Source organism: uncultured Bacteroides sp., assembly GCF_947632445.1.
In the GTDB taxonomy this organism is placed as follows: domain Bacteria; phylum Bacteroidota; class Bacteroidia; order Bacteroidales; family Bacteroidaceae; genus Bacteroides.
Genome location: NZ_CANRPM010000005.1, coordinates 72,241 through 86,671 on the forward strand (window position 1 = coordinate 72,241; position 14,431 = coordinate 86,671).

The 14,431-nt window shown below is 46.1% G+C and carries 13 protein-coding genes and 1 pseudogene; 12 read left to right on the top strand and 2 right to left on the bottom strand.

Annotated features, from left to right (window positions below; all coding sequences use genetic code 11):
• Positions 1–41: 41 nt before the first annotated feature.
• Both Q0Z70_RS02080 and Q0Z70_RS02085 read right to left on the bottom strand, forming a co-directional pair.
• Positions 42–1,526 carry an FGGY family carbohydrate kinase gene (locus Q0Z70_RS02080; protein WP_298072163.1) on the bottom strand — a complete coding sequence of 495 codons (1,485 nt, stop codon included), beginning with the start codon at positions 1,524–1,526 and terminating at the stop codon, positions 42–44.
• 6 nt (positions 1,527–1,532) lie between these two features.
• Positions 1,533–2,261 (bottom strand): NUDIX domain-containing protein, encoded by a 729-nt coding sequence (locus tag Q0Z70_RS02085; RefSeq protein WP_298072165.1) that lies wholly within the window; start codon positions 2,259–2,261, stop codon positions 1,533–1,535.
• A 408-nt stretch (positions 2,262–2,669) separates the two neighbouring features.
• Between Q0Z70_RS02085 and fabD the strand changes: the two genes are divergently transcribed.
• From fabD to Q0Z70_RS02145, 12 genes and pseudogenes are all read left to right on the top strand, one after another.
• Positions 2,670–3,557, top strand: coding sequence for an ACP S-malonyltransferase (gene fabD, locus Q0Z70_RS02090; RefSeq protein ID WP_298072167.1), 888 nt, complete (start codon positions 2,670–2,672; stop codon positions 3,555–3,557).
• A gap of 382 nt (positions 3,558–3,939) precedes the next feature.
• Positions 3,940–5,058 carry a DUF362 domain-containing protein gene (locus tag Q0Z70_RS02095; protein ID WP_298072169.1) on the top strand — a complete coding sequence of 373 codons (1,119 nt, stop codon included), beginning with the start codon at positions 3,940–3,942 and terminating at the stop codon, positions 5,056–5,058.
• A gap of 25 nt (positions 5,059–5,083) precedes the next feature.
• On the top strand, positions 5,084–5,596 hold the full coding sequence (locus Q0Z70_RS02100; protein ID WP_298072171.1) for an ECF transporter S component: 513 nt from the start codon (positions 5,084–5,086) through the stop codon (positions 5,594–5,596).
• A gap of 221 nt (positions 5,597–5,817) precedes the next feature.
• Positions 5,818–6,042, top strand: a complete 225-nt coding sequence (locus Q0Z70_RS02105; protein WP_298072173.1) for a hypothetical protein — start codon at positions 5,818–5,820, stop codon at positions 6,040–6,042.
• 57 nt (positions 6,043–6,099) lie between these two features.
• The gene (locus Q0Z70_RS02110) at positions 6,100–7,800 is read left to right on the top strand and encodes an alpha-amylase family glycosyl hydrolase (protein WP_298072174.1); all 1,701 of its coding nucleotides are present in this window, start codon (positions 6,100–6,102) and stop codon (positions 7,798–7,800) included.
• A 175-nt stretch (positions 7,801–7,975) separates the two neighbouring features.
• Positions 7,976–8,641, top strand: a complete 666-nt coding sequence (locus tag Q0Z70_RS02115; protein ID WP_298072176.1) for a DUF2461 domain-containing protein — start codon at positions 7,976–7,978, stop codon at positions 8,639–8,641.
• A gap of 32 nt (positions 8,642–8,673) precedes the next feature.
• A complete protein-coding gene (locus tag Q0Z70_RS02120; protein ID WP_298072178.1) occupies positions 8,674–9,120 on the top strand; it encodes a YhcH/YjgK/YiaL family protein in 447 nt (148 codons plus the stop codon).
• A gap of 25 nt (positions 9,121–9,145) precedes the next feature.
• Positions 9,146–11,155: an alpha amylase C-terminal domain-containing protein gene (locus Q0Z70_RS02125; protein WP_298072180.1), complete on the top strand. Its 2,010-nt coding sequence runs from the start codon at positions 9,146–9,148 to the stop codon at positions 11,153–11,155.
• A 290-nt stretch (positions 11,156–11,445) separates the two neighbouring features.
• Positions 11,446–11,739 (top strand): annotated as a pseudogene (locus tag Q0Z70_RS02130) (transposase); the annotation flags it as partial.
• 295 nt (positions 11,740–12,034) lie between these two features.
• The gene (locus Q0Z70_RS02135) at positions 12,035–12,610 is read left to right on the top strand and encodes a hypothetical protein (RefSeq protein WP_298072182.1); all 576 of its coding nucleotides are present in this window, start codon (positions 12,035–12,037) and stop codon (positions 12,608–12,610) included.
• Positions 12,611–12,924: 314 nt separating this feature from the next.
• Positions 12,925–13,557, top strand: a complete 633-nt coding sequence (locus Q0Z70_RS02140; RefSeq protein WP_298072184.1) for a hypothetical protein — start codon at positions 12,925–12,927, stop codon at positions 13,555–13,557.
• 249 nt (positions 13,558–13,806) lie between these two features.
• Positions 13,807–14,431: hypothetical protein (locus Q0Z70_RS02145; RefSeq protein ID WP_298072186.1), on the top strand; the 625-nt coding region annotated here is incomplete at its 3' end.

The window sequence follows — 14,431 nt, forward strand, 5'->3', positions numbered from 1 at the left end:
GCCTCGGTTTTTATGATTGTTATTTATTTCTTTATTCCAGGTTAAATCAGTTTTTCCAACAACTGTTTCCAGCGGGCATAAGCTTCAAGATACTCCTCGCGTTTGGTAACGTCCGGTTCAATGACAGCCAAACGCTCCAGCGTGGCGAAAGCTTCTACATGGTCACGGTAGATACCTGCGCCGATACCTGCTCCCTTGGCGGCACCTACGGAGCCGTCCGTGTCGTAAAGCTCGATAGTGGCGCCCGTCACGCCGGCCAACGTGTCGCGGAAGACGGGACTAAGGAACATGTTGGCACGTCCGGCGTGTATTTTCTGCACGGGAATGCCTATCTGTTCCATGATGTCGATGCCATACTTGAATGCAAAGACAATACCCTCCTGCGCGGCACGGGCCACATGGCGGCGGTCATGCAAGTTGAAGTTCAAGCCGCAGATAGAGCAGTTCATCTCATGGTTCTCCAGCATGCGTTCGGCACCATTGCCGAAAGGCAGGATATTGACTCCTCCACTGCCGATGGAAACCTGAGCAGCCAAGTCGTTTAGTTCTGCATAAGAGATGCCTTCGGGAGCTACGTTGCGCTTCACCCACGAATTGAGGATGCCCGTCCCATTGATACAGAGGAGTACGCCCAAGCGGGTCTGGTCGGCCGTATGGTTGACGTGCGCAAAAGTGTTGACACGACTGCATGGGTCGTAGTTCACCTCGCCGTTCACGCCATAGACCACGCCGCTCGTGCCTGCCGTCGAAGCTATCTCGCCGGGATTGAATACATTGAGCGAGAGGGCGTTGTTGGGTTGATCGCCAGCACGGTAGGTGACGGGGGTACCCTCGTTCAGTCCCAGTTCGCAAGCCACGTCGGCTCTTACTCGTCCCTGTTCAGCGAAGGTGGGACGAACATCGGCTATCAGCGAGGGGGCGAAGCCGTAGTAGTCCATCAGGAAATCGGCCACACAACCGCGACGGAAGTCCCAAAACATGCCTTCGGACAGGCCGGAGACGGTAGTGCACACTTCACCTGTCAGACGCATAGCGATGTAATCGCCGGGGAGCATTACCTTATATATATGTTCATATACTTGCGGCTCGTTCTCCTTGACCCATGCCAGCTTAGCGGCGGTAAAGTTGCCCGGCGAGTTAAGCAAGTGCATCAGGCATCGTTCCCGCCCCAAGGTCTCGAAGGCCCGCTGTCCGTAAGACACAGCACGCGAATCACACCAGATGATGGCCGGCCGTAGCACCCGTTGTTCACGGTCTACACATACCAGCCCGTGCATCTGGTAGGAGATGCCTATGGCCTTGATATCCCTTCCATCGGCACCGGACTCGTACAACACAGCCTGTGTGGCTAACTTCAAGTTCGTCCACCAGCTTTCAGGATCTTGCTCGGCCCATCCCTGTCTGACAGCCAGGATGGGAGCTTCCGTCTTCGGATAGAAGGCCGAAGCCACACACTTACCGCTCTCAACATCCACCAGGCTCGCCTTGACGGAGGAGCTTCCTATGTCATAACCCAATAAATACATAATCGTTTATCTTCTTTTATTATAGATTTTCTTATCAAACCGGTAATAGCGTGCCGCACGATGAGCCACGCCCTGTTGCCTTTCTTCCAACGGAACCACGTAGTCCATCATCGCTATCTTTTTATGGAAGTTTCGCACGTCGATGGTCTTGTTGTATATCAGTTCATAAAGACGACGCAGTTGCAGGGCTGTAAACTTACGAGGCAACAGATCGAACAACATCGAGGGATTGAGTTCGACGTATTGACGAATGAAAATCAGTGCCTCGCGGATAATCTGGTTGTGGTCGAAAGCCAAATCCTTTACCTCCGGCAAAGCTACCCAACAGGCCTGATAGTCGTCCAAATTCTTACTGAGAGCACGGTCTATCTTCACTACCGACAAATAAGCAATGGTCACGATGCGATCTACCTTCGACTGGATGGCTCGCTCCAGCCAGTGAACGTCTTTCGGGTTTTTCGTGCGATCCTTGGAACCGAAAGTCTTAAACTGCGTCAGGTTCACCGATTTCAGTCCCGTCAATTCGTTCAGCACACGTTTGGCAGCTTCGTCCAAGTCCTCATCCTGATAAATCAAGCTTCCGGGCAGTTTCATGTCGTGAAAGAGTTCACCGCTCTCCTCTCCCACCCGCTTCACAAGCAACACCTTCAGTTGCTTTCCATCGAAACCGAAAACAACGCAGTCCACCGAGATATGATTGTTAGCAAGGGGCATTGTATGTTCCATAACGTTCATCACTTTTTCCGTTTAGCGATGCAAATATATACATGTTTATAAAAACGCGGAAATCATAAAACATGTTTTTAAGCATATCGTAAATCACTATTTCACAAATGAATACATATCATATATCGTACAATATAAAAAAATAAATCTTATCATACAGAATACAATATGTATAGAAGTAGGAAATGATAGTCGTAGGCCACAACATCCGCATCAAGGCGCAATGTGTCCGTTATCAAGGTTTTCGGTGAGGAAAAGATGTAGTCAGAAAGAACATCTTATTGTATTCCAAAGAAGAAAACGCTCCCGATTACTCAAAAAGAACGATTTTGTGTGGCGGTTAGCAGAAAAAGGCCTACCTTTGCAGCGCTTTTTAGAAACAAAAGCTTATTTTTTACAAACCAAATTATTAGAAAGATGAAAGCATTTGTATTTCCGGGCCAAGGCGCCCAGTTCGTAGGAATGGGCAAAGACTTGTACGAGAATTCGACACTGGCCAAAGATTTGTTTGAAAAAGCTAATGATATCCTCGGATATCGCATTACTGATATTATATTTAACGGTACGGACGAGGATCTCCGTCAGACCAAGGTGACACAACCTGCCGTATTTCTCCACTCTGTTATTTCCGCCCTCCACATGGGCGACGACTTCAAGCCTGAAATGACTTCAGGACACTCTCTCGGCGAATTCTCTGCTTTGGTTGCGGCCGGTGCCCTGAGCTTCGAAGACGGTCTGAAACTGGTGTATGCACGTGCCATGGCCATGCAGAAAGCCTGCGAGGCACAACCCTCCACGATGGCTGCCATCATCGCCCTTCCAGACGAAAAGGTTGAGGAAATCTGCGAACAGGTAAGCAAGGAAGGTGAAGTCTGCGTAGCTGCCAACTTCAACTGCCCGGGACAGGTTGTTATCTCCGGCTCCATCGAAGGCATCAACAAGGCCTGTGAGCTGATGAAGGCTGCCGGTGCCAAACGTGCTTTGCCCCTGAAAGTGGGTGGTGCTTTCCACTCTCCGCTGATGAATCCCGCCAAAGTGGAACTGGAAGCAGCTATCAACGCCACCAACTTCCATACTCCGAAGTGCCCCGTTTACCAAAACGTAGACGCCCTGCCCCACACCGATCCGGTAGAAATCAAGAAGAATCTCATGGCCCAACTTACAGCTTCTGTACGCTGGACACAGTCTGTCAAGAACATGATTGCTGACGGTGCGACTGATTTCACTGAATGCGGACCCGGTTCTGTATTGCAGGGCCTGATCAAGAAGATTGACAGCACAGTCAATGCACACGGAATCGTATAATCCAAACTCTATACTATCTCAATCAAGAATATAAAGGATAAAATTAAAATCCCAGGTTATAAGCTCAGAAATAAATCACAGCAGGTTGCCACGACGTTCGCCCCAAATACTTTCTACATACTAATAAGGAGCTATGGTCCTGCCAATTAGAGTCTATAAATTCAATTAAAAAACCGATGAACGACAGTACATAAGCGAAATGAAAGGCATCTCTAACCCTTTCTATTAAACCAGTAGCCGCTCCCATACCCCGATTACAGCCGTCGATACCTTGATTACAGAATGAGGGACAATAATTAATTTTTTAGCTACGAATACCTAATCTATATGGATATTTTCCACTAAATTTGCCACAGATGTAATCAAAAATAGGTAATACGACATGGAACAAGCAAAAGTTTACTTCACAGACCTGCGCACTTCGCCCACCTCCAACCTGCTCGACAAGATGGAACGTCTGGTGAAGAAGGCAGGCATCACCCAGTTGCCACTGAAGAACAGCTTCGTGGCCATCAAGATACACTTCGGCGAACCAGGCAACCTGGCTTACATTCGTCCTAACTACGCTGCACGCATGGCCAACCTGCTGCGCAGTTACGGTGCCAAACCATTCCTGACCGACTGTAACACGCTCTATTCCGGCCGGCGTGCTAACGCCGTAGATCACTTGGAAAGTGCGATGGAGAACGGCTTTAACCCCATTTCTGCCCAATGTCAAGTCATCATCGCCGACGGATTGAAGGGCACCGATTTCCGCGAGATACCCATCGACGGACAATACTGCAAGGCACCCAAGATAGGAACGGCCATCGCCGACGCGGCCATCGTCATCAGCATGACTCACTTCAAGGGCCACGAACAGACGGGCTTCGGTGGTACACTGAAGAACTTGGGCATGGGATCCGCTGCCGTCCCCGGCAAACTGGAGCTACACGCCTCCGCCCAACCGAAGATTGACACGGACAACTGCATCGGCTGTAATATCTGTGTGAAGCATTGCGCCCATGATGCCGTTCACCTGAACACTGCCCGTAAGGCTGAGATAAACTACACAAAGTGCGTAGGCTGCGGACAGTGCGTCGCCCTATGCCAGCACGAAGGTGCTGTTGTAGGTAATTGGGACACATCGGAGAACTTGAACTACAAGATTGCCGAATACACCAAGGCCGTTCTGAAGGACAAGCCCAACTTCCACGTCAGCTTTGTGATGAACGTGTCACCTGAGTGCGACTGTTGGAACCACAATGATGCCGCCATCATCCCTGACTTGGGCATTCTGGCCTCAACTGACCCCGTTGCCCTCGACCAAGCCTGTGCCGACTTGGTGAACCAAACACCAGTGCTTCACAGCAACAATGTGTTAGGCAATAAGCATGAACACAACGATCTCTGCGGCTACGACAAGTTCCACCTCATCCATCCCAACACCAACTGGCAGGCCGGACTGGAACATGCCGAAGCCATCGGAATCGGTACCCGCAATTATGAACTGATTGTATAACCCATAAAAATACAAAACTATAATTATGAATACATCTGCCAAACTTTATTCTCTTTCGTTCACTAACGTAAAGACTTATTTGTTTACCCTGCTCTTCGTAGCAGGCAATATCATTTTGCCACAGCTTTGTCATCTCATGCCGCTGGGAGGACTCACGCTGCTGCCCATTTATTTCTTCACACTCGTGGCCGCCTATAAATTCGGCCTGCGCGTAGGACTGCTGACAGCCATCCTGTCACCGGTGATCAACCACCTGCTCTTTGCCATGCCTGCCGCCGCCGTCCTGCCCGCCATACTCATCAAGTCTACCCTGCTGGCTGTGATCGCCTCGGCGGTAGCCCGTCGAGCAAAAGACAAGGTGTTGTTCGGAGGCCTGCTTGCTACCGTACTGGCCTACCAAGTTATCGGCACTGGCTTCGAGTGGCTACTCTGCGGCAACTTCCACATGGCAGCACAAGATTTCCGCATCGGCGTGCCGGGCATGTTACTCCAATGGCTGGGCGGCTATAAAGTGCTCCAAGCTATGGCTCGTAAGTAAAGAGTCCGAAAAACTCTCTCCTTCTGAAACGCTCCCCTTCCGCACCGCAGGCTGCCTACAAAAGCGCTGCTTTACGAACAGGAAAGGGGAGCGTTCCGTTTGCCAAAAGTATCAATTACCCATCCCGAATCCTCGGAAATCCTACTGAATGCGTTTTTCTGCTCAACTTTCTTTCTTCTTTTGAGAAAATCACTAACTTCGTACCCGATAAAAATATGTTTATGGGAGCGACTGCCAACAACTACTTCACCTATAAATACCCGGCAAACTTCACCTTGAACGGAGACTTCATCGAGAATTTCGCCCATCTGAGTGCCATGTCGACCCTGCTGACACTCAAATACAAGATGAACATTGTCAGCATCGTCCTGCGATCTTCATACATGGAGCTAAGAAACGGCAAAGGAGGCCAGCACCCACCTGTTGAAGGAAAAAGGAAGCTTTAGAAGACGGAAGAGAAATAATAACCCGATTAACAACCTATCAGTAATAACATAAGAATCATGAACGACATTGACAACAAATTCATCATCTACCAAGTACTCACCCGACTCTTCGGAAACAACAATAACCACTGTATCCATGGTGGAAGCCTAACCCAAAACGGGTGTGGCAAAATAGCCGACTTCACAGGCAAGGCCTTAGCCGAAATTAAGCGACTGGGCGTCACCCACGTCTGGTACACGGGCATCATCGAGCACGCCACACAAACTGACTACCGCCGCTACAATATCCGCCCCGACCATCCCGCCGTCGTCAAGGGCAAGGCCGGATCGCCTTACGCCATCAAGGATTATTATGACGTAGACCCCGATTTGGCCAAGGACGTACCTGAACGTATGAAGGAATTCGAAAACCTGGTGCAGCGCACTCACCGTGCTAACCTGAAAGTCCTCATTGACTTCATACCCAACCACGTGGCGCGCCAATACCACTCCGACACCCAGCCCGACGGCACCTCGCAGCTTGGCGCCAACGATAACCCGTCCTACGCCTTCAGCCCTTACAACAATTTCTACTACATCCCGCAAAGCGAACTCCGAGGCCAATTCGACATGCAGGGAAGCGCCGCTGAACCTTACCATGAATATCCCGCCAAGGCTACAGGCAATAACCGATTCGATGCCTGTCCCACGATTGACGATTGGTACGAAACGACGAAGCTGAATTACGGCGTGGACTATCAAAACGGTGGCACCCGACACTTCGACCCCACCCCTGACACGTGGGAAAAGATGCTGGACATTCTACTCTTTTGGGCAGGAAAAGACATTGACGGCTTCCGCTGCGATATGGTCGAAATGGTGCCCGTCGAATTTTGGGAATGGGCCATCCCACAAGTAAAGGAAAAGCATCCCCACCTGCTCTTCATTGCTGAAGTCTACAATCCCTACGAATACCGCAACTACTTGGATCGCGGCCACTTCGACTACCTGTACGATAAGGTAGGTCTTTACGACACACTCCGTGCCATCGTCTGCGGCAACGAATCGGCTACCGCCATCACCCGCTGTTGGCAGAGTCTGGGCGGCATCGAACAACGCATGCTCAACTTCTTGGAAAACCACGACGAACAACGCATCGCCTCCGACTTCTTTGCCGGAAATCCTTGGAAAGCCATCCCCGCCTTAGTTGTATCGGCCTGCATGAACACCAACCCCATGATGATCTACTTCGGACAAGAGCTCGGTGAACCCGGCATGGACCACGAAGGTTTCAGCGGACGCGATGGGCGTACCACCATCTTCGACTACTGGAGTGTAGGTACCATCCGCCGTTGGCGCGACAACGGCAAGTTCGACGGCCGCATGCTGACCAACGAAGAACAACGCCTACACGACATCTACCAGCGCATCCTCACCCTCTGCCGCCAGGAAGAAGCCATCGCCCACGGTCTATTCTTCGACCTGATGTATGCCAACATTGGCGGCTGGCGCTTCAACGAACACCGCCAGTATGCCTTCCTCCGCAAATACGACAACGAAATACTGCTTATCGTTGCCAACTTCGACTCCGCTACCGCCGACATGGCTATCAACATCCCTTCTCATGCCTTCAGTTACTTACAAATGCCACAGATTGAACGCTACCAAGCCGTTGATTTGCTCACTGGAGCAGAAGAAATCGCCTGTCTGCTACCCTACAAGTCCACTGACATAACCGTCAAAGGATACAGCGCAAAGATACTGAAATTCACGCTGTAGGAAGGCAAAAGAAATGCCGGCACACCGTTTCTGATGTAGCAAAGGCGTCTGTTAATTTAATGAATGTTTTAAGAGCATCGGTTTTTCCCCTAAAAAACAATGCTTTTTATACCATTATTTGGCATTTTAGAAATATTATTCGTAAGTTTGTCACATTGATAAAAAGAGACAGAATATGGACATTCCTGTTATATTCCGATATTTGAAAGACCTGGCCGCCAACAACAACCGCGACTGGTTCAACGCCCATCGCGACGCATACGAATCGGCCCATCGGGAATTTGAAAATCTCCTAACGGCTGTTATCGCACACATTTCGACGTTCGACGAAACGATCCGTGATATCGAAGCCAAAGATTGTACTTTTCGCATCTATCGCGATACACGCTTCAGCCAAGACAAAACGCCCTACAAAATACACATGGGAGGCTATATCAACGCTAAAGGGAAAAAATCAGACCACTGCGGATACTACCTTCATTTACAACCTGGTAACTGTCTACTGGCTGGAGGAAGCTATTGTCCCCCTCCTGCCCTGCTAAAAGCCTTGCGCCAAGCCGTATATGACAATATCGACGAATTCCGAAGTATTGTGGAAGACCCCGCTTTCAGCCGTTACTTCCCCGTCATTGGCGAAACGTTCCTAAAAACGGCCCCAAAAGGTTTTCCCAAGGATTTTCCCTACCTGAAATACCTGCAATGTAAAGAATATACCGTTAATTGCCCGTTGCCCGACGATTTCTTTCTGGTTCCAGATTTTCTAAATCGTACAACAGATATCTTCCGTCAGATGAAACGCTTTGCAGACTTCGTAAACTACACAATAGATGATTTCGAATAAAATTGATTATAACTAACTAAAACATTTGAATTATGGTAATAGACAAACTGGAAAACATAGAAAAGTATGTGTCACTGAACCCTCTATTCGCACAAGCCGTTGAATTCTTGAAATCGCACGACTTGAAAACTCTTGAGCTTGGCAAAACGGAACTGAAAGGCAAGGACTTGCTTGTAAACGTGACGGAGACTAAACCCAAGACCAAAGAACAGGCACGCCTCGAAACTCACAGGGACTTTATCGACATTCAAATCCCCGTATCAGGAACCGAAATCATGGGCTACACCCCCGCCTGCAATTGCCAACCTGCCGATGCCCCTTACAATGCGGAAAAAGACATCACCTTCTTCGAGGGACTGGCCGAAAGCTACATTGATGTAAAACCCGGCATGTTTGCCATTTTCTTTCCTCAGGACGGACACGCTCCTGGCATCACTCCCGATGGTGTGAAGAAAATTATCATAAAAGTAAAAGCTTAAATCGAACCAATAAAACTCATTCGTTATGGAAACACTTAATCTCATAAAAAACGATCCCTGGCTGAAGCCTTACGCCGATGCCATCAACGGACGTCATCAGTATGCGATAAGCAAGGAAGCCGAGCTAACAAACAATGGGGAAAAAACACTCTCTGACTTTGCATCCGGCTACCTTTACTTCGGTTTACACCGTACTGAAAGCGGCTGGGTTTTCCGCGAATGGGCTCCCAACGCTACCCAGATTTTTTTGATTGGAACTTTCAACGATTGGAAAGAAGAGAAAAAATTCAGCTTAGAACGTAAAGACAACGGCAAGTGGGAACTGAAACTCCCAACCGACATACTGAAACACGGCGACCTATACAAACTGAAAGTGTACTGGGAAGGCGGATGCGGCGAACGTATTCCTGCATGGAGCACCCGCGTCGTACAAGACGGTGAGACTAAGATATTCAGTGCCCAAGTATGGAACCCCGAAAAGCCATACATAATGAAAAAACGCGCTTTCAAGACAGTAACCGCTCCATTGCTGATCTATGAATGCCACATTGGCATGGCGCAACAAGAAGAAAAAGTAGGCTCCTATAAAGAATTTCAAGAGAAAGTTCTGCCTCGTGTGGTTACGGACGGCTACAACTGTATCCAAATCATGGCTATCCAAGAGCACCCTTACTATGGCAGCTTCGGCTACCACGTATCCAGCTTCTTTGCCGCTTCGTCACGCTTCGGCACTCCCGACGAACTGAAAGAATTAATTGACACAGCCCACAATATGGGCATCGCAGTCATTATGGACATTGTGCATTCACATGCCGTGAAGAATGAAGTAGAAGGCTTGGGTAATTTTGCCGGCGACCCCAACCAATATTTCTATCCTGGTGACCGCCACGAACATCCAGCATGGGACTCGCTCTGCTTCGACTATGGCAAGAACGAAGTCATACACTTTCTACTCTCCAACTGCAAATACTGGATGGAAGAATACCACATCGACGGTTTCCGCTTCGACGGTGTGACCTCCATGCTCTACTACAGTCACGGACTGGGAGAAGCATTCTGCAACTATAACGACTACTTCAATGGCCACCAAGATGACAATGCCATCTGTTATCTGACCTTGGCTAATCGACTGATCCATCAAGTAAATCCCAAAGCCATTACTATAGCTGAGGAAGTGTCGGGTATGCCTGGCCTGGCCGCCAAATATGAAGACGGCGGATATGGCTTTGACTACCGTATGGCTATGAATATCCCCGATTATTGGATTAAGACTATTAAAGAAAAGATTGATGAAGATTGGAAACCGTCAAGCTTGTTCTGGGAAGTAACCAATCGCCGTGCTGACGAGAAAACCATTTCTTATGCAGAAAGCCACGATCAGGCATTGGTGGGTGACAAGACCATTATTTTCCGCTTGATAGACGCAGACATGTACTGGCACATGCAGAAAGGTGACGAAAACTATACCGTAAAACGTGGTATAGCCTTGCACAAGATGATCCGCCTGCTGACAGCCACCACCATCAACGGAGGCTACCTTAATTTCATGGGCAATGAATTCGGACATCCCGAATGGATTGATTTTCCACGCGAAGGCAACGGATGGTCGTGCAAGTATGCCCGCCGTCAATGGGATTTAGTGGATAATCATAACTTGGCCTACCACTACTTAGGCGATTTCGACGCTGCCATGCTGAAAGTCATTAAGAGCATTAAAAACTTCCAGGATACTCCTGTACAGGAAATTTGGCATAATGACGGTGACCAAATACTTGCCTATATGCGCAAAGATTTGGTATTTGTGTTCAATTTCAATCCAAAACAATCGTTTACAGATTACGGTTTCCTGATGCCCGCAGGTTGTTACGAAGTTATTCTCAACACCGATGATCCCGCTTATGGAGGTTACGGATTTGCCGATGACTCTGTGAAGCATTTCACCATTCCTGACCCTCTCTATAAGAAAGAAAAGAAAGAATGGATGAAATTATATATCCCCGCGCGTACAGCCGTTGTGTTAAAAAGAAAGAAATAATTGAGTATTGGGAAATAAAAGATTAATCAAAGGAGTTGCATCATTTTTCTAAAAAAGATTGGTGTGGCTCTTTTCATTTAATAATGAACGTGAGTTCGATGAATTATAAGTAGTTGAAAATTGGTGATTGCGAATTTTTTTGTATCTTTATAGTGCTGACTTATAAAAGCTTACAAACAATAATCGTCATGATCACCGAAAGCAAAGTTATAGAATTGTTCTATAAAGTACGTAATTTAAACTGTGTCAGCATAGAAAAATATTATTAACTTTGCTAACACAGTTTTTATATGAGTGCATTTGATTTTGAAAGTATCAAGAACAAGGCTACTGAACAATTGAAAGCCGGTAAGCCTTTGTTGGGCAAGGATAGTGCATTTGCTCCCCCCCCCCTTGCTTGAAAGTATTCTTAATGCCGATTGGAAGGTGAAATGGATGCTCATCTTAATGATGAGAAACGCTTGAGAGGCAATCGTCGCAATGGTAAGATGCAGAAACAAATCCAGACTTCCATAGGTGAAGTGACAGTGTCTACACCCCGTGACCGCAATTCCACCTTTGATCCCCAATTTATCAAGAAACGTGGAACTGCAATATATGTTATGATATTTGGTACGGGAAGTCGGGAATGAAAACAAAAGCCAATCAAATGCAAATATATTCATTGATATAGTGTTCTTTATGTGGTATCACATTCGGGAATGTTCCCCTGATTTGTTTTAATCCTTTTCAACTTTTTTCGGGATATATGGAAACATATACGGGAATTTGTTTACCTTTGCAGTGTAATCGAAAAATCGTCGCCGATGAAAGTTACCGTCTATCTGAAAAAGTGTTCCGCCGAGACCTCGAACATCTGCTTCCGGGTCAGAGAGGAGTGTGGACATAAAGGTCGTTTCGTCTCTTACAGTCCATGACAGATATTGGGATATGGACACCCTCAGCTACCGGCGCACGACGGCGGTTCCTGCCGCCGAGCAGAAGCGGATTCCGCAGCAGATAGCGGCCGTCATCGCCGAGATAAACCGAAGTTTCGATGCAGGCAGAGCCAACGGCGATTGGCTGCGCCAGACCATCGAGGATGCGCTGCAACCCGCACGGGCTTACGAACGCAGGCATCTTTCTATGGTTTCCCGCATACACGAGTACAGGGAAACGCACGAAGGCGCAGCCCGCACACAGGCGATCATTCTGGATTTCGAGCGCAAGATTATCCGCTATCAGGCATACCGCCGCGAGATAGACGGTGAGACGGGCTTTACGCTCTTTGCCGAACGTCTGACCTTGGAGGATATGAACGATTTCCGGGAGTATCTTGTCAATGAACATCTGCTGCGTGAAGAGCATCCTCTGTTCTATGAACAGTTCAACCCCCGCAGGAAGTGCAGATACAGAGAAATCTCGAGCACGACCCTTGTCAATACGATGAATATGTATTGTATGTTTCTGCACTGATGCAAGAAGATGAAATACACGGACAGCGACCTTTATAAGCTGTACGGCTGCAAGTTTCCCGTCTATGGCGACCCGTTCTATCTGACAATTGATCCCGCAGAATACTAGGCTGGAACACGCCAATACAGTGCGCATGCCGCTCAATCAAAAGGCATTGGACATACTGGAACGGTACAAGGATTTGAACGAAAGATTGAGGATTTAATAAAGACTTGATACTTTAAAGGCTGTAACTTGGGGCCTAATTTTTATTGAGAGCTAAAATGAGATATAATATTTTTATCAGACTCTCGTTAACAATAAAAATATATAGTATGCTTGCGACCAAATTACACTTCCCAAAAATATTAGAATGGTTTCAAAATTCTCATTACGAATACCTGATGCTTTTTCTTCCAAGCAGTGACACAAAAGATAGAGAGCTAGATGACTTTATTATTCGAAATCAAACCAGTATTGATCGATTAACGGGTGAGGAAATAGCATATATTGCATATGAAGAGGGGTTACCACGTCCATTTGTTCATGTAAAAGAATACAGATTGTCCCCAGAAGCCATTAGAACTCATGTTTATATATCGAATGAAGTATGTAAGCATTATTCTATTGGACAATATAAATTACCGGCATTGATATTAATATCTAATAAAGATCTGAAATATAAACTCTATTCCATTTCAACAACAACAGAATTAGATTCCTATTTTACTCCTATTAGTATCGTTACGTCTTTTTTAGAAGACTATCATCATATTGACGGGGAGAAAAGAAAATATAAATCGTTGGAAAGTGATAAAACATGGCTAATCCAAAATCAAGATAGATTAAAGGAAGAGATACTCCTATTAGAAGAATCTATTCGGGAAAACGAAAGAGATGAGAGTCTTGGATCACGTATAGATACAAATTATCGTCTAATATTCAATTACTTAAAAGAAAAAAAGTAAAACAGAACGTTTTTGAAGACGTTTTTATATAATTTAGACTATGATAGAACTGTTAGAAAATAGATATATTAGGACTTGACGAAAATCTATATTGTTATGTAAAGAACTAATTGGTGATCTTAAAAAAGATTAAGAATTTCAACAAGTTTCAATCACAGTATGGATGTGTGGCTTCACAAATAAATATGCTTATTAATCTTTTAATCAAAGAAATTAAAGAAAAAAAAGAAAGAATAAAACAACTTACAAATGAAATCAGTGAAATTGAAAAGACGTTGCCAATCGCTCCGAAAAAAAATAAAAGAGTGTGATGATGAATTAGCAATAATTTTTTCGGTATATGAAAAGAAACTCAATAATACTATATTTGTTTTCAATGGAACAGAAATATTACAGAACATAATCCATCACTATTCAAGTGGATTGATAGAAATACTAACAAATGTAAAAGAGAAAGCAAATAGAATTAATATCATTATTGAACGCCTTAACAAGCAAATCGAAGAAGAGGGGTTCAATGTGTTTATTTCGAGCAAAAGTCAAGATTACAAAAAAGCATTTGAGGTATACAGCTTTCTATTAGAAAATGGATATAAACCATTTCTTGCAGATCCCGTATTAAGGGAGATTGGAACAGATTATTATGGTTATCTCATTCGTCGCATAGTGAACAAATGTAGTTTTATGATTGTCTATGCCAGCGAAGTTAATTATATAACTACACCATATGTAAGTGCAGAGTGGAATCAATTCTTAGACGAGCTCAACTCCGGAATAAAGTACGGGAAATTATTCTCGACACTGTTCACAATTTTGTGTAAATGGAAACAGGATTCAGTTGTAAGTTTCCTCTTATATCTGTATTCTGTTTTCA